The following is a 15984-nucleotide window of genomic DNA, read 5'->3' as shown; positions in this document are numbered from 1 at the left end:
CGTGAGCCCCGCCCTGCCCGCGCACGACCTCGCACGCCCCCCTGCCGTGTCCCCCTCGCGCGCCGCCGACGAGGGGCGGATGCCGTGACCGTGACGTTCGCCGTCGTCATCGCCGTCGCGACGGTGGGCGTGTCGACGCTGGCGTGGGGGACCGTCGGCATCCTGCGCCTGCTCGCCGAGTCCCGCATCGCGTCGCCGTGGGGCGCACCGTCGATGTTCTACCGGTCCGACGAGGTGGCCGTGCTGATCGCGGCGCACAACGAGGAGCTGGTCATCGCGGAGGCGGTCGGCGCCGCGCGACGCCTCGTTCCGCCCGGCAACGTCTTCGTGGTCTCGGACGGGTCGAGCGACGACACCGTCGGGCGGGCGCGACGCGCCGGAGCGACGGCCGTCGACCTCGTTCCGAACCGCGGCAAGGCCGGCGCCATCCGGGCCGGGCTCGAGCGCTTCGGCATCGCCGCCCGCTTCCCCCTCCTGCTCCTGCTCGACGCCGACTCCCGCCCCCGCCCGGACTACCTGCGCACCGCCCTCCCCTTGTTCACCGACGACGGGGTGGTCGCTGTCGCGGGCCGCGCCACGACCGCGGCCGACACCCCGCGCACCGTCGTCGGCCGCGTGCTCACGGCGTATCGCGAGCGCACCTACGTCTGCACCCAGTACCTGCACAAGTTCGGCCAGGCTGCGCGGGGCGCCGACGCGGTGGCGATCGTGCCGGGCTTCGCGAGCCTCTACCGCACCGACGTGCTGGACCGCATCGACATCGATGCCCCGGGGCTCTCGATCGAGGACTTCAACATGACGTTCGAGGTGCACGCGAAGCGCTTGGGGCGCATCGCCTTCCATCCCGGCTGTGCGGTGGCCGAAACGCAGGACCCGGCGACCCTGCGCGACTACACCGCACAGGTGCGCCGGTGGAGCCTGGGCTTCTGGCAGACGGTGCGGCGGCACGGTGTGCGCTACGGGCTGTTCTGGACCTCGGTGGGCGTCTTCGCGATCGAGACCGTCGTCTCCAGTCTCGTGCTCGCCGCGGCGCTTCCGGTGCTGCTGTTCGCCGGTCTCGCGGCCGTGGCAGCGGCCGTCCTCACCGGACCGGCGGCGCAGACCGCGGCGGCGCTGTCGGCCGCTCTGCCGGTCGGTCCGCTCGCGCTGGCCTTCCTGCTCGTGGACGCGCTGATGACGGTCTTCGCCTGCGCCCTCTCGCGCACCCGGCCGCGCGTGTGGATGCTGCTGTTCCCGCTGCTGCGGGTGTGGGACGCGCTGCTGTGCCTGCGGGCGCTGATGTCGGCGTGGGGGCGTCCCTCCGACGGGCGCTGGCGCAGCCCGGACCGCCGGCCGGCCGCTGTCGCGCCGGCAGCGGGGGGAGCGGATGCCGTGACCTCGGCATCCGTGTCGGCCCCTCGTCGCGAGTTCCGGCGCCGGACCTCCGCGACGCCGTCGCCCGGCGCGATCAGGGCGTCGCCGCTCCGCGCAGCAGCGAGACGAGGTGGACGCGCGAGGTGACGCCGAGCTTGCGGTAGACGCGCGTCAGGCGCAGTTCGACCGTGCGCAGCGAGACGAACAGCGCCGACGCGATCTCGCGGTTGCGCAGACCCTGCTCCACCAGGGCCACGACCTCCTGCTCCTGCGGCGACAGCGCGCGACCGCGCGCCGGAATCGTGCTCGTGCGCGCCGCGGGGGAGCGGTCCGCCGTCGGCAGGCACCGCTCGCGCGTCGCGTGCAGGGCCGAATGCTCCGAGGGGGCGTCGGTGCTGCGCAGGACGGCGTCGGCGTCGCGGAACGCCCGCGCGCCGTCCTCCGCGGAGCGGCAGACGGCGCGGGATCGCGCCACGGCGAGGGTCGTCCATCGGCGCGGATGCCGGGCCGCGGCCGCTTCGAACCGCGCGAGCTCGCGGCGGGCCTCGGCCTCGTGCCCGGTCAGCCACAGCGCCTCGATCAGATCGGCGTCGATGCGCAGCAGCGACGGATCATGCGTCGCAGCAGCGTCGCCGGCCCCGCGGAGCAGGTCCACGGCATCCTCGTACCGTCCCTCGGCGAGGGCGAGCCTCCCCTCCAGCGCCGCGAAGAACGGCAGAAGGGCCGTCGTCCCCTCACGCCGGCACAGGTGGCGTCCCCGTGCGATCAGGTCGCCCGCGCGCGCGTCGAGAGGGTCGGCTGCGGCCGCCTCGGCGCACAACAGGGTCGTCGCGGCGTCCTCCGCGCGGCCCGGGGCCCACTCGTGGCGCCAGGCCGCGACGGCCTCGCGCACCGCCGACGCGTCGCCGCCCCGCACCTCGCAGACCACGAGCAGGCGCAGGACGCGCTCGCGCCACAACGGGGCCACCCGGGGAACGCGCTCCAGCAGCTCGGTCGCCTGACGCCGCGCCGCGGCGTACTCCTCGCGCAGCATGCGCACGCTCGCCGAGAGCGAGGCGATCTCGACCGGTGCATCCGCCGCAAGTACGGCCGGGTCGAGGGGCGGCGGCACGTCGCGACCCGGCGCCGGGGCGCCGCAGCCCAGTTCGGCGACGAGCAGGCGCAGCATCGCGGTCTCGGTCGACGCGGCACCTGCCGCGGCGATCGCGTCCAGAGCCTCGAGCGCCGCGGCGAGCTCCCCGCGCCCCAGATGCAGTCGGGCGCTCTCGCAGAGCAGGCGCTCCACACCGGCGGTCCATCCCTCGGCGTCGACGCGGACGAGGACGTCGTCGATCACGTGGTCGACGTTCGCCCCTGCGCGCAGGCGGGCGATCGCCGCGCGCACACGGACGGCGGCATCGTCGCTGCGTCCCGCGCGCCGCAGATAGTGCTGTCCGAGCAGGTCGAGCCCCTGGAGCACCAGCGCGCCGCCGAGATCGACGAGTCCTCGGGTGCGGCCCTCGGGGTCGAGTCGACCCGACAGGGCGCGTTCGGCGAACTCCACAGCGGATGCCGTCTCCCCGGCGCGCGCGAAGCCCACCGCCGCGGCGAGGAGCGAACCGCGGTCGCCGTCGGGCTCGAGATAGCTCTCGTGCCACAGCTGGGTGGCACGGTCGCGGTCGCGATGATCGTCGGCCGCTTGGGCGTGCAGCCGGCGCCGGTCCTCCGGCGCCATCGCCGCGTGTCGCCGCAGACGGAGCGCGGGATCGCTCATGCGGGCCAGGTCGTCGTGCACGCGGACCGTGCCGTCGTCGATGAGCTGGTCGACGTCGGCGCCCTCGGCGAGGGCGGTGAGGCGCAGTCGCGCGTAGTCGTAGACGGGACCGATCGACAGCAGGTCGAGCACCGCGTCCGCCCGTGCGCCGCGCGGGGAGAATGCCTCGCGCCGTGGGCGACCGCTCCGGTCGTCCGACAGGCGCAGCGGGAGGGGCAGCGCGTCCTCACCCGCCGCCTCCGCCGCCGTCAGCCGCACGCGAGACAGCACGCCGGGGTCGCCGCCGGTGAACATCACGACGAGGTGGCGTACGGCGGCCGCGCTCGCGGGACCGACGATCTCGCGTGCGAGGTCGGACGCGGCCTCGAAGGCGAGGGGCTCGAGGCGCACGTGCGGCAGCGCGGCGACTTCGTGGCGGTGCCCGGGGGGCCCCACGGTGGCCAGGATCGTGACCCCCGTGCCACGGAGACGCCCGAACACGTACGACAGCACCGTGAGGCTCGCACCGTCCATCTCATCGAGGTCGTCGATGACGAGCACGCCCGCGTCGTCGCGGATGAGGTGCAGTGTCCGGCTCACCTCCTCGGCCATCAGGTGCTCCGGCCAATCGCGACCGCGGTCCAGGATGCCGTCGATCGCGGCGCCGCGCGCGCCGCCGAGTCCGGCGGCGACGGCCGACAGGCCCGAGTACGGCCACATCCGCTCGCTCGGACTGACGGCGACCAGGTTCGCCCGGTGCTCCCGGGCGAGTTCGGCCGCCAGGGCCGATTTGCCCATTCCCGCCTCGCCGACGAACACGCACGCGGCTCCCGTGCGCAGTCCGACGGTCGTCCGTGCGATATCGAGCTCGCGCCCGCGACCGAACAATGGCATCCCACGCTCCCTCTCGCGCGAACCGGCGGGCGACGATCACGATCGTCGCGCCGGTTCAGGATGCCCCCCCTGCAGGAAGGGTAAGCCGCCGCACCGTCGAAGACAAGAGCCGGAGGATTTCTCCCCGTTCGCACGGAAGGGGCCCGGATGCCGGGCATCCGAGCCCCTCGTGCCGTCAGGGTTCCGCCGACGAAGTCTTCTCGCCGCAGCCGCGGCGTGACAACTCGCGTGGTCGGAGTGCGCGGGCGGGGGTACCGGAGGTCAGTACTCGCGATCGATGAGCTGCGGCGGAACCTGATCGGCGGCGACCTCGTCGACGAAGAAGGCCGTGCGACGACGGCCCTTCGCGCCCGCCGCGGGGACGCTCTGATAGCTGGCCCCGGCGAGGGCCAGCCCGAGGGCTGCGGCCTTGTCGGCGCCGGCGATGACCATCCACACGCGCTTCGAGGAGTTGATGACCGGTCGCGTCAGCGAGACGCGGTCGCTCGGCGGCTTCGGTGAATCGCGCACCGGCACGGTGGCGCGATCGGTGACCGAGATCTCGGGCCGGTCGGGGAACAGCGAGGCGATGTGCGCGTCGGGGCCCACTCCGAGGAAGCAGATGTCGAAGGACGGCCAGGGGCCGGTCTCGCTGCGGTCGGAGGGGGCGAACTGCGCCAGTTCGTCGGCGTATGCGATCGCCGCGGCATCCAGGTCGAGTCCGTCGTCGCTCGAGGCGACCACGTGGATGTTCTCGGCCGGGATGTCGAGGTGGTCGAGGAACGCTTCGCGCGCTTGCTTCTCGTTGCGGTCGTCGGAATCGCGCGGAACGAAGCGCTCGTCGCCGAACCAGAAGTGCACGAGCGACCAGTCGACGTCGGCGACGCGCGCATCGCTTGCCGCGGTGCGCAGCACCGCTGCGCCCATGGTCCCGCCGGTCAGACAGACGTGCATGCGCTTGCCCTCGGCGACGCGCTTGACGATCCGGTTCATGAAGCGGGTCGCGACGTACTCGGCGAGCGTGTCGGCGTCGCGCTTGATGATGACGCGCTTGGCCGAGCCGTTGTCGGTCATGACGCGTCCTGCTCGCTCGCCGCGAGCAGCAGGTCGTGCCCCTCGGTGATGACCCGCCCGTAGAGCAGGTCGGGGTCGAGACGTCGCAGCTCCTCCGCCAGGCACTCCCGCAGGGTGCGGCGGGGGAAGGCGAGGTCGTGCGTGGGCTGCCCGGGCTGCGTGAGTACCGCGATGCCCGCCTCGGGACGCTCGAGGAGCGTGTCGCCACTCGGGCGCGTGAGGCGCACCGACTTGATGCCGCTCGCCCACTCGTCGGCGGGCAGGTAGGCGTAATCCACCGGAGCTTCGAGCTTCATGCCCAGCCACGCCGCCAGCAGGGCGGTGGAGGGGGAGTCGGCCGCACCGCGCACCTCGACGGCGGTGACCGGTTCGAACGGCGGCTGGTCGAGCACGGCGGCCAGCTGCTCGCGCCACCGGGTGACCCGCGTCCAGGCGAAATCGGTGTCGCCGGGCGCGTAGTGCTCGCCGAGCTGCGCGACCCAGGCAGCGGGATCCGCCTGCGACGAGGCATCGGTGATGCGACGCTGGGCGATGCGGCCGATGGCCGAGCGCGAGGGGTTCTCGGGGGCTTCGGCCGGCCACCACGCCACGACGGGCGCGTCAGGCAGGAGCAGGCCCGTCACGAGGCTCTCGGCGTTGGAGCCGGCCGCGCCGTGGGCGCGGAGCACGACCACCTCGCTCGCACCGGCGTCGCCGCCGACGCGGATCTGCGCGTCGAGGCGCGGCTCCTCGTCCTCGTCGCCGAACAACACGGCGATCACGCGCATCGGGTGCTCGCGCGAGGCGTCGTTCGCGGCCTCGATGACTTCTTCCTCGGCACCGTGGTGGGTGACGATGATGAGCGTCAGCACGCGCCCGAGGGCGACGGCGCCGCCCTCTTCGCGCACGCTCACGAGGCTCTTCGAGATCGCGCTGACGGTGGTGTCGGGCAGATCGATGATCACGGGCGCCTCCAGGTGCGGCCGTCGCGGGCGAGGAGCTCGTCGGCGGATGCCGGCCCCCACGACCCGGGCGAATACTGTTCGAGGGGACCGCCCTCGGCGGCCCAGAACTCCTCGATCGGGTCGAGGATCTTCCAGCTGAGCTCGACCTCTTCGTGCCGCGGGAACAGCGGCGGGTCGCCGAGGAGCACGTCGAGGATCAGACGCTCGTAGGCCTCCGGGCTGGCCTCGGTGAAGGCGTGGCCGTAGCCGAAGTCCATCGTGACGTCGCGCACCTGGGTGCCGTCGCCGGGGACCTTGGATCCGAACCGGATCGTGACGCCCTCATCGGGCTGGACGCGGATGACGAGCGCGTTCTGTCCGAGCTCCTGCGTCTGGCTGCGGGAGAACAGCTGCTGCGGCGCCCGCTTGAACACCACGGCGACCTCGGTCACGCGGCGTCCCAGGCGCTTTCCGCTGCGCACGTAGAACGGCACGCCCGACCAGCGGCGCGTGTTGATCTCGAGCTTGATCGCCGCGTACGTCTCGGTGACCGACTCGGGGTTCATCCCGTCTTCCTGGAGGAAGCCGAGCACCTTCTCGCCGCCCTGCCATCCGCCGGCGTACTGACCGCGCGCGGTGGCCTCGGCCAGATTCTCCGGCAGGCGGACGGCGGCGAGCACCTTCTCCTTCTCGGCGCGCAGGTCCGCGGCGTTGAAGCTGATCGGCTCCTCCATCGCGGTGAGGGCGAGCAGCTGCAGGAGGTGGTTCTGGATGACGTCGCGCGCCGCGCCGATGCCGTCGTAATACCCCGCACGACCGCCCACACCGATGTCCTCGGCCATGGTGATCTGCACGTGGTCGACGTAGTTGCGGTTCCAGATGGGCTCGTACAGCTCATTGGCGAAGCGCAGCGCGAGGATGTTCTGCACGGTCTCTTTGCCGAGGTAGTGGTCGATCCGGAAGATCGAGTCGGCCGGGAACGCGCTCTCGACGACCTCGTTCAGCTCGCGGGCCGAGGCGAGGTCGTGGCCGAAGGGCTTCTCGATGACCACGCGGCGCCAGCCCGAGGTGTCCTCGGCCTTGTCGCCCACGAGACCCGACGCCTTCAGCTGGGTGGTGACCAGCGGGAAGGCCTTCGGCGGGATCGACAGGTAGTACGCGTGATTGCCCATGGTCCCGCGCTCGGTGTCGAGCTTGTCGACGGTGTCGCGCAGGCGCACGAACGCCTCGGGGTCGTCGAACTCGCCCTGCACGAAGCGGATGCCCTCGAGGAGCTCCTTCCACGTCTCCTCGCGGAACTCCGTGCGCGCGTACTTCTTCACCGACTCGTAGACGACCTTCGCGAAGTCCTGGTCCTCCCAGTCGCGGCGGGCGAAGCCGACGAGCGCGAATCCGGGGGGCAGGAGTCCGCGGTTCGCGAGGTCGTAGACGGCCGGCATGAGCTTCTTGCGTGACAGGTCTCCCGTCACGCCGAAGATGACGAGCGCGCTGGGCCCCGCGATGCGGTTGAGTCGGCGATCCTCGGGATCGCGCAGAGGATTGTGACCCGGTGTGATCTCTACGACCATGCTTACTGTGCCGCCTCGAAGAGTGAGAGCACCTCGACCTGCGGGTCGGTCAGCGTCAGCGTGACGACGGGACGGCCATGAGCCTCCGCCAGTACGCTCGCGTCTCCCGCGGCCTGTGCCTGGATGAGTTGTCCGAACGTGAACGGCCGCCCCGGGATCTCGAGGTCGACATCGGTGCGTTCGATGATCTGGAGGAACACCCCGTTGGCGGGTCCGCCCTTGTGGTACTGCCCGGTGGAGTGCAGGAACCGCGGACCCCATCCGAACGTGGTGGGACGACCCGTGTCGGCCGCCACCAGCTCGCGGAGCCCCGACAGCTGAGCGAGGTCGAGACGGTTCACGTACGCCTGCACGCTGACGTACCCGTCTGCGGGGACGCGGGCCCAGAGCGCCGCGAGCACGCCGGCGACGGTGCCGCTCTCGGCGAGGGCCGGGTCGGACACGCGCACCTCGACGCCGTCGGCGACGAAGGCCGCGGCGGTGGGGGCGGGCTGCGACTCGAGCAGGCCCCGCGTCGCCTCCTTCGCCGACTCCACGTCGGGCTGGTCGAACGGATCGATGCCCAGGAGGCGGCCGGCGATCGCCGTCGCGTACTCCCACACGACGAACTGCGCGCCCAGCGAGCCGCTGACCAGCACCTCGCCGGTGTGGCGCTCGAAGAGGTGGAACGCATCGGCGTCGTCGACGAAGCGCACGACCTGCAGGTCGTCGGGCTTCGCCTCGAGTTCGGGCGAGACGGGGAGCAGCACGACGGGCAGGATGCCGGTGCCGTCCTTGCCCGTGGACTCGGCGACGAGCTGTTCGATCCAGTCGGGCAGGCCGATGATGTGGCTGCCGTCGGTGACGAGGCCGAGCTTGTCGCGTCGGTGCGCGACGCCTCCGGCGATGGCCGCCGCGAGCACGAGGGCCGGGTTCTCGGGGGAGTCGATGGCGACCTCGAGGAGGGTCGCGTCGGCTTCGTCGAGCAGATCGTCGATGTCGACGCCGGCGAGACCCGCCGGCACGAGTCCGAAGGCGGTGAGCGCGGAGTATCGTCCGCCGACCTCGGGGTCGGCGAGGAACACGCGGTAGCCGTCGGCGCGGGCCGACTGCTCGAGCGGGGAGCCGGGGTCGGTCACGACCACGATGCGCCCCGCGGGGTCGATACCGACGTCGCGGAAGGCGGCCTCGAAGGCGCGCTTGGCGGAGTCGGTCTCGATCGTCGACCCCGACTTGCTCGATACGACGAGCACCGTCTGCTCGAGTCCGCCCGACTCGGCGTCGCCGTCGATCGCGGCGAGCACCTGGCCGGGGGCCGTGGAGTCGAGGATGACGAGGGGTACGCCGGACGACTGCGCGATGACCTCGGGCGCGAGGGACGATCCGCCCATGCCGGCCAGCACCACCCGGGTCACGCCCTGCGCGACGAGCTCGTCGCGCAGGGCGGTGATCTCGGGCACGAGCGGGCGCGAGACGGAGACCGCCCGCACCCACCCGAGCCGACGAGAGGCCTCGTCTTCGGCAGCCGCGCCCCACAGGCTCGCATCGCCCGCCGTGATGCCCGACGCGATGAGCGACCCGGTCAGACCGGGAAGCTCGGCGTCGACCACCGACTTGACGTGGCCGGTGACCTTGACGGCGAAGCTCACTTGGCGGCCTGGGCGCTTCCGGCGTCGAGGGCGGTCTTGACCGTGTCCTGCAGCTCGTGCCACGACGCGATGAACTTCTCGACGCCCTCGTCCTCGAGCGTCTGCGTGGCGTCGGCCACGTCGACGCCCGCCGCGGCGAGGCGGTCGAACACCTCGTGCGCCTCGGCGTAGGCACCGATGACGGTGTCTCCGGTGATGACGCCGTGGTCGAACGTGGCCTCGAGCGTCTTCTCGGGCATCGTGTTCACGGTGCCGGGGGCGACGAGTTCGGTCACGTAGAGCGTGTCGGGCAGGGCGGGGTCCTTGACACCCGTCGAGGCCCAGAGGGGACGCTGCACGGTCGCACCGGCATCCAGGAGCTTCTTGGCACGGTCGTCGGAGAACTTCTTCTCGAACAGCTCGTAGGCCAGGCGGGCGTTGGCGATACCGGCCTTGCCCTTCAGCTCGGCGGCCTCATCGGTGCCGATCGCGGCGAGACGCTTGTCGATCTCGGTGTCGACGCGCGACACGAAGAACGACGCCACCGACTGCAGGGTCGTGATGTCGTGGCCGGCGGCCTGCGCCTTCTCGACTCCGGCGAGGTAGGCGTCGATGACCTCTTCGTACCGCTCGAGGCTGAAGATGAGCGTGACGTTGACCGAGATGCCCGCACCGATGACCTCGGTGATCGCCGGCAGGCCGGCCTTGGTCGCGGGGATCTTGATGAGGACGTTCTTGCGGTCGACGCGCGCCGAGAGGTCCTTCGCCTGCGCGACGGTGCCCTCGGTGTCGTGGGCGAGGTCGGGGGAGACCTCGATCGACACGCGACCGTCGACGCCGTTCGTGGCCTCGAAGACGGGCAGGAAGATGTCGCATGCGTCGCGCACGTCGTCGGTGGTGATCGAGAAGATCGCCTCGTCGACGTCGGCGCCCGCTGCGGCGAGCTCCTTGACCTGACCCTCGTACGCCTCGCCCTTCGAGAGGGCTCCGGCGAAGATGGTCGGGTTGGTCGTGACGCCCGAGACGTTGCGCGACTCGATCAGCTCGGCGAGGTTGCCGGACTGGATGCGCTGACGCGACAGGTCGTCGAGCCAGATGCTGACGCCCTGAGCGGCGAGGTCTGCGGTGGGAGTGCTCATGTGTGTCGGTCCCTCTCGATTACTTCTTCGCCGCGGCGAGCGACTCGCGTGCGGCCTCGACGACGTGCTCGGTCGTGATGCCGAACTTCTGGAACAGGGTCTTGTAGTCGGCCGACGCACCGAAGTGGTCGATCGCGACGGAGCGGCCGGCGTCGCCGACGATGCCCGCCCAGCTGAGCGCGGAGCCCGCCTCGACCGAGACGCGCGCCTTCACCGACGACGGCAGCACCGACTCGCGGTAGGCCTCGTCCTGCTCGGCGAACCACTCCAGCGACGGAGCCGACACCACGCGGGCGTGCACGCCCTCGGCGGCGAGCGTCTCGCGCGCCTCGACGGCCAGCTGCACCTCGGAGCCGGTGGCGATGAGGATCACGTCGGGCTCGCCGTTCTTCGCCTCGGCCAGCACGTAGGCGCCCTTGACGGCGCCTTCGGCGGAGGCGAACTCATCGCCGGATGCCGCGCCCTCGCCGCGGGCGAAGACCGGGATGTTCTGACGGGTCAGGGCGATACCGGCGGGACCGGCGGTGCGGCGCAGCATCTCGAGCCACACGACGGAGGTCTCGTTGGCATCCGCGGGACGCACGAGGGCGAAGTTCGGGATGGCGCGGAGCGTCGCGAGCTGCTCGATCGGCTGGTGCGTGGGGCCGTCCTCGCCGAGCGCGACGGAGTCGTGCGTCCAGACGAAGATCGTCGGGATGTTCATCAGCGCGGCCAGACGCACCGGCGGGCGCATGTAGTCGCTGAAGATGAGGAAGGTGCCGCCGAACGGACGGGTGGGTCCGTGCAGGACGATGCCGTTGAGGATCGCGCCCATGGCGTGCTCGCGGATGCCGAAGTGCAGCACGCGGCCGTAGGGGTCGCCCGACCACTCGTGCGTCGACCACGAGGCGGGGATGAAGGACTTGGCATCCTTGATCGTCGTCAGGTTGGACTCGGCGAGGTCGGCCGAACCGCCCCAGAGCTCGGGGAGCGAGGCGGCGAGGGCGTTGATGACGGTGCCCGAGGCGGCGCGGGTGGACACGTCCTTGCCGGCTTCGAAGGCGGGCAGCTCCTCGGCGATGTCGGCCGGGAGCTCGCGGGCCTGCAGGCGGTCCCACAGCTGCTTGCGCTCGGGGTGGGCGGCGGCCCACGCGTCGAACTTGTCCTGCCAGGCGGCCTTCTCGGCCTCGCCGCGCTTCACGAGCTCGCGCGTGTGCTCGAGGACGTCGTCGGCGACGGCGAAGTGCTGCTCGGGGTCGAAGCCGAGCACCTCCTTCGTAGCCTTGAGCTCGTCGGCGCCGAGGGCGGAGCCGTGGATCTTGCCGGAGTTCTGCTTGCCGGGCGAGGGCCAACCGATGATCGTCTTGAGGATGATGAGCGAGGGCTTGCTCGTCTCGCCCTTGGCGGCCTCGATCGCGGCGTGCAGCTCGGCGACGTCCTCGACGTACTGACCGGTCTTCTTCCAGTCCACGGTCTGCACGTGCCAGCCGTACGACTCGTAGCGCTTCTGGACGTCCTCGGTGAAGGCGATGTTGGTGTCGTCCTCGATCGAGATCTGGTTGGAGTCGTAGATCGCGATGAGGTTGCCGAGCTCCTGGTGGCCGGCGAGCGAGGAGGCCTCGCTGGTCACGCCCTCCTGGAGGTCGCCGTCGCCGGCGATCACGTAGACGAAGTGGTCGAAGGGGCTCTCACCGGCGGGGGTCTCGGCGTCGAAGAGACCGCGCTCGTAGCGTGCGGCGTAGGCGAAGCCCACCGAGGAGGCCAGACCCTGGCCGAGGGGGCCGGTGGTGATCTCGACGCCGTCGGTGTGTCCGTACTCGGGGTGGCCGGGGGTCAGCGAGCCCCAGGTGCGCAGCGCCTCGAGGTCCTTCAGCTCGAGGCCGAAGCCGCCGAGGTAGAGCTGCACGTACTGGGTGAGCGACGAGTGCCCGGCGGAGAGGATGAAGCGGTCGCGACCGGGCCAGTGCGTGTCGGCCGGGTCGTGGCGCAGCACACGCTGGTACAGCAGGTAGGCGGCGGGGGCCAGCGACATGGCCGTTCCCGGGTGGCCGTTGCCCACCTTCTCGACGGCGTCAGCCGCCAGGATGCGTGCGGTGTCCACCGCGCGCCGATCGATCTCGTCCCATTCGAAGTCCGACAACACGGTGCCTTTCTCGATCCTGCGCCCGATTCACAAACCGACGTCCGCGCTCGTCACCGTAGGAGTGGGAGGGGGGTGGGGTGTCGGCGCGGGGCGCGCGTTCTTCGCCAGCATAGCGAGAACGACCGACGCCGTTGCCGTTCGTGACGGGGGTCGACAGGCGGCCGTGCGTGTGGTGGGGATGGCATAGAATCGTGGTGATTACATACGCGCTACCCCGGGGGACGATGGACATCTCGACGACGTCGCACGTCATTGCGACGACCGATCGCCGCTCCGTCGGACGCACCCTCCGGGCCTACGTCGCTCTGACGAAGCCCCGCGTCCTCGAGTTGCTGCTGGTGACCACCGTTCCGGTGATGATCCTCGCGCAGGGCGGGCTGCCGAACCTCTGGCTGATCCTCGCCACCGTGATCGGCGGCTCGCTCAGCGCCGGTTCGGCGGCCGCGTTCAACATGTACCTCGACCGCGACATCGACGCGCACATGCAGCGCACGGTGAACCGACCGCTGGTCACCGGCGAGGTCTCGCCCCGGGGGGCTCTGACGTTCGCCTGGACGCTCGCGGTCTTCTCCACCGTGTGGCTGCTGGTGTTCACCAACCCGCTGGCGGCGGGCCTGTCGGCGGTCGCGATCTTCTTCTACGTCGTGATCTACACGATGATCCTCAAGCGCCGCACCGAGCAGAACATCGTGTGGGGCGGCATCGCGGGGTGCTTCCCGGTGCTCATCGGTTGGTCGGCGGTGACGGGCTCGCTCTCCTGGGCGCCGTTCATCCTGTTTGCGCTGGTGTTCCTGTGGACGCCGCCGCACTACTGGCCGCTGTCGATGAAGTACGCCGCGCAGTACGACGAGGTCGACGTCCCCATGCTGGGCGCCACCCGCAGCGGTTCGCAGGTCGGCCTGCAGGTCATCCTCTACGCCTGGGCGACCGTCGCCTGTTCGCTCCTTCTCATCCCCGTCGCTTCGATGGGCCTGGTGTACAGCGTGTCGGCCCTCGTGTTCGGCGGCTGGTTCATCTACGAGTCGCACCGCCTCTACGCCCGTGCGGTGCGCGGCGGCGAGCCGCGGCCGATGCGCGTCTTCCACGCCTCGATCACCTATCTCACGCTCCTGTTCGTGGCGATCGCGGTCGACCCGCTCCTCCCGTTCTGAGCACGCGCTTCCTCGTGCGGATGCCGGGTCCTCGGCGTCATCCGCCACGTGCGACCTGCGCGCCGCGAGGTCAGAGAGCGGCGGCCACCGGGGTGGTGGCGCCCGTCAGCGGGCGGCTCATCTCGAGGAGCCCGCCGTCGTCGGGCTGCGGCTCCCGCCCGAGGACCCGCAGCTCCTCGACGCGCCCCGTGGGGACGAACCCGTTCCGCGCGTAGTACAGGCGAGCGGGCACGGCGTGCTCGGCCACCCAGAGGCGGAGGACCGTTCCGCGCGAGCCCGCCCAGCGCAGGATCGACTCGAAGAGCGCGTCGGTGACGCCGGCGGCCCTCCCTCGCGCGTCGGGTGTCACGTAGACGCCCGTGAGGACGGGCTCGAGGCCGTGGGCGTCGCCGATCTGCGCGCACATCATCCCGAGCCAGCGTCCCGTCTCATCGTCGGTCGCCACGACGCTGGTGGTGTCGGGCTGACCGCCGCGTCGGGCTCGCATCCGCCATCCGTCTTCGGGGATGCGCAGCGTCTCGTCGACCGTCGCCGTCCAGGAGACCGGGTTGTCGGTGGCGTTCTCGAGACGGAACGTCCGCAGCTGCGGCCAGTCTTCTTCCCGCGTCGTTCTGAGGGTGAACATATCTTCAGCGTAGGCACGCTCGTCGGCGCCCCTGGACGCGGAAGCGCCCGCCCCCGAGGGGAGCGGGCGCTTCCGGGACAGCGTCAGCGACGCGTGGCGTCGTCTCCGGTGTCGAGCGTGGGCTCGTCGTGGCGGGCGGCCGCCGCGGCCGCCGGAGGAGCCGTGGCGGTCGACGGGGTCTCGACGTCGGCATCCTCCACCGCGAGGGGCGCAGCGGTCGTGGCCGGCGCGAAGGGGGCGGCGGGAGCGGTGCTCTCGGCGGCGGTCTCGTCGTCGCTGTTCCAGTCGATGGTCTCGATCGCGACGTCGGGGCGACGGGTCAGCGTGGCGGCGGCGCCCAGGGCCAGCACGAGGGCGATGCCGATCGCACCGGCGCCGAGTACGGCGGCGCCGACGACGACCCACGACTGACCGACGTAGACCTGCACGACGGTGGCGTTCGGGTCGTTGAGCACCTGCTCCATCGCATCGATCCCGTTCAGGACGATCGCGAGTCCACCGGCGATGGCGGCCAGGGAGGCGACGACGAGCACCCAGAACGGGATGCTGGTCACCAGGCGGGGGCGGGTCTTCATGGGGAGTACTCCTTGTCGTTCCGGCGCGGGGGCACCGGACTGGCGTTCCCCGACGCGGTGGCATCGGGAATGCCCGGGCTGAACCCGGAACGTCAAGGTTCTCTCACCGGTCCTGGCGGGGCCTAGGGGTCGCCGATGAATGCCCTATGAGCGTATAAGGGGGAGCGGGGCGTCAGGCGCGGGCGTCGGCGGTGGCGCGACCGCTCTCGGCCGAGGCGGCGACGACCGGGGTCTTCAGCCGCAGCACGACGACCGTCATGGTCGCCGCCGCGAGGGCCGCGAGCACCATGTGCGTCCCGACGGCGATCTCGGGGAGGCCGTTGCGCGCCTGGTAGAGGCCCACCGCGATCTGCACGAGTTCGACCGCCAGCAGCGCGGTCGCCCAGCGTCGGACGGGCAGACGGAGGCGCCAGGCGGCGACGACGACGACGAGCGTGAGGGCGAACAGGGCGTATCCGGGCCAGGCGTGCACGTGCTCCAGCACCTGCGCGTCGAAGCCGTTGCGCACCGAGGCCTCGTCGCCGGAGTGGGGACCCGCACCGGTGGTCAGCACCCCGAAGACGATGGTCAGCGCCAGCACGCCGGTGGTCGCGTGCACGAGCCCGGCGAACCAGCGGGGCGCCGACAGCGTGCGGGGCCCGGCCGGCTGGTACATGCGCACCAGGAAGGCGGCGCACACGGCCACGAGCACCACCGAGGCGACGTAGTGGAAGCCGACGATGAAGGGGTTCAGGCCCGTGAGCACCGTGATACCGCCCACGACCGCCTGCGCGATGATTCCGCCGAGGACGATCAGCGACAGCACGAACAGGACGCGGCGCTCGTGACGCATGCGCCACACGAGCACGACCACGGCGAGGGCGAGGATGCCGACCAGGCCGGTGAGTGTGCGATTGCCGAACTCGATGATGCCGTGGATGCCCATCTCGGGGGTGTTCACGAGCGAGTCGGGGGTGCAGCGCGGCCACGTGGGGCAGCCCAGGCCCGATCCCGTCAGACGCACGGCCCCGCCGGTGCCGATGATGAGCACCTCGGCGATGAACGACAACCACGCGAACACCTTCACCCGGCGGTCGACTCGCGTGGGAAGCCACGCGCCGAGGCGCTGCAGGACCGCGGGGACGCGGGACGGGGAGGGGGAGGACGGGGCGGAGGGCATGCGTGCGGCTTCCTGGCGTCGGGGCCGTCCCGGCGTTCGGGAGAGCGGGACTGCCATGCCGGGAGCGGGTGTTGCCTGTAGAA

12 protein-coding genes are annotated in these 15984 nt (G+C 71.6%); 2 read left to right on the top strand and 10 right to left on the bottom strand.

The features are described 5' to 3' along the window. Positions 1–84: 84 nt before the first annotated feature. A complete protein-coding gene (locus RWH45_RS16090; RefSeq protein ID WP_315995863.1) occupies positions 85–1500 on the top strand; it encodes a glycosyltransferase family 2 protein in 1416 nt (471 codons plus the stop codon). Here the strand turns inward: RWH45_RS16090 and RWH45_RS16085 are convergent. The 7 genes from RWH45_RS16085 to tkt all read right to left on the bottom strand — a co-directional run bounded on the left by RWH45_RS16085 (position 1448) and on the right by tkt (position 12388). Then, positions 1448–3979 (bottom strand): helix-turn-helix transcriptional regulator, encoded by a 2532-nt coding sequence (locus RWH45_RS16085; protein ID WP_315995862.1) that lies wholly within the window; start codon positions 3977–3979, stop codon positions 1448–1450. The genes RWH45_RS16090 and RWH45_RS16085 overlap by 53 nt on opposite strands. A gap of 261 nt (positions 3980–4240) precedes the next feature. Continuing rightward, entirely contained in the window at positions 4241–5032 is a 792-nt protein-coding gene (gene pgl / locus RWH45_RS16080; protein ID WP_315995861.1) for a 6-phosphogluconolactonase, read from the bottom strand. Then, positions 5029–5976: a glucose-6-phosphate dehydrogenase assembly protein OpcA gene (locus RWH45_RS16075; RefSeq protein WP_315995860.1), complete on the bottom strand. Its 948-nt coding sequence runs from the start codon at positions 5974–5976 to the stop codon at positions 5029–5031. Before RWH45_RS16075 ends, pgl begins: the two co-directional genes overlap by 4 nt. Continuing rightward, positions 5973–7523 (bottom strand): glucose-6-phosphate dehydrogenase, encoded by a 1551-nt coding sequence (gene zwf / locus RWH45_RS16070; RefSeq protein ID WP_315995859.1) that lies wholly within the window; start codon positions 7521–7523, stop codon positions 5973–5975. The genes RWH45_RS16075 and zwf overlap by 4 nt, the downstream gene beginning before the upstream one ends. Before the next feature lie 2 nt (positions 7524–7525). Next, positions 7526–9151: a phosphoglucose isomerase-related protein gene (locus tag RWH45_RS16065; protein ID WP_315995858.1), complete on the bottom strand. Its 1626-nt coding sequence runs from the start codon at positions 9149–9151 to the stop codon at positions 7526–7528. Next, positions 9148–10269, bottom strand: coding sequence for a transaldolase (tal, locus tag RWH45_RS16060; RefSeq protein WP_315995857.1), 1122 nt, complete (start codon positions 10267–10269; stop codon positions 9148–9150). The genes RWH45_RS16065 and tal overlap by 4 nt, the downstream gene beginning before the upstream one ends. A gap of 19 nt (positions 10270–10288) precedes the next feature. Beyond that, a complete protein-coding gene (tkt, locus tag RWH45_RS16055; RefSeq protein ID WP_315995907.1) occupies positions 10289–12388 on the bottom strand; it encodes a transketolase in 2100 nt (699 codons plus the stop codon). A 227-nt stretch (positions 12389–12615) separates the two neighbouring features. Here tkt and RWH45_RS16050 point away from each other — a divergent pair, with 227 nt between their 5' ends. Next, positions 12616–13542, top strand: coding sequence for a heme o synthase (locus RWH45_RS16050; RefSeq protein WP_315995856.1), 927 nt, complete (start codon positions 12616–12618; stop codon positions 13540–13542). Positions 13543–13612: 70 nt separating this feature from the next. Here RWH45_RS16050 and RWH45_RS16045 read toward each other — a convergent pair whose 3' ends face one another. The 3 genes from RWH45_RS16045 to RWH45_RS16035 all read right to left on the bottom strand — a co-directional run bounded on the left by RWH45_RS16045 (position 13613) and on the right by RWH45_RS16035 (position 15901). Beyond that, positions 13613–14167 carry a GNAT family N-acetyltransferase gene (locus RWH45_RS16045; RefSeq protein WP_315995855.1) on the bottom strand — a complete coding sequence of 185 codons (555 nt, stop codon included), beginning with the start codon at positions 14165–14167 and terminating at the stop codon, positions 13613–13615. A gap of 83 nt (positions 14168–14250) precedes the next feature. Further along, positions 14251–14742, bottom strand: coding sequence for a dinucleotide-utilizing enzyme (locus RWH45_RS16040; protein WP_315995854.1), 492 nt, complete (start codon positions 14740–14742; stop codon positions 14251–14253). Positions 14743–14914: 172 nt separating this feature from the next. Next, positions 14915–15901, bottom strand: coding sequence for a COX15/CtaA family protein (locus RWH45_RS16035; protein WP_315995853.1), 987 nt, complete (start codon positions 15899–15901; stop codon positions 14915–14917). Positions 15902–15984: the final 83 nt, after the last annotated feature.

Source organism: Microbacterium galbum (assembly GCF_032464915.1).
GTDB classification, from domain to species: Bacteria; Actinomycetota; Actinomycetes; order Actinomycetales; family Microbacteriaceae; genus Microbacterium; species Microbacterium galbum.
Note: the sequence above shows the minus strand (reverse complement) of the source record. Positions and strands in the feature narration are given on the sequence as shown.

What these genes read in the sequence shown, in the direction of transcription:
- RWH45_RS16085 (WP_315995862.1), bottom strand. Translation starts at nt 3,979, where the DNA reads ATGCCATTGTTCGGTCGCGGGCGCGAGCTCGATATCGCACGGACGACC.
- pgl (WP_315995861.1), bottom strand. Translation starts at nt 5,032, where the DNA reads ATGACCGACAACGGCTCGGCCAAGCGCGTCATCATCAAGCGCGACGCC.
- zwf (WP_315995859.1), bottom strand. Translation starts at nt 7,523, where the DNA reads ATGGTCGTAGAGATCACACCGGGTCACAATCCTCTGCGCGATCCCGAG.
- tal (WP_315995857.1), bottom strand. Translation starts at nt 10,269, where the DNA reads ATGAGCACTCCCACCGCAGACCTCGCCGCTCAGGGCGTCAGCATCTGG.
- RWH45_RS16050 (WP_315995856.1), top strand. Translation starts at nt 12,616, where the DNA reads ATGGACATCTCGACGACGTCGCACGTCATTGCGACGACCGATCGCCGC.
- RWH45_RS16045 (WP_315995855.1), bottom strand. Translation starts at nt 14,167, where the DNA reads ATGTTCACCCTCAGAACGACGCGGGAAGAAGACTGGCCGCAGCTGCGG.
- RWH45_RS16040 (WP_315995854.1), bottom strand. Translation starts at nt 14,742, where the DNA reads ATGAAGACCCGCCCCCGCCTGGTGACCAGCATCCCGTTCTGGGTGCTC.
- RWH45_RS16035 (WP_315995853.1), bottom strand. Translation starts at nt 15,901, where the DNA reads ATGCCCTCCGCCCCGTCCTCCCCCTCCCCGTCCCGCGTCCCCGCGGTC.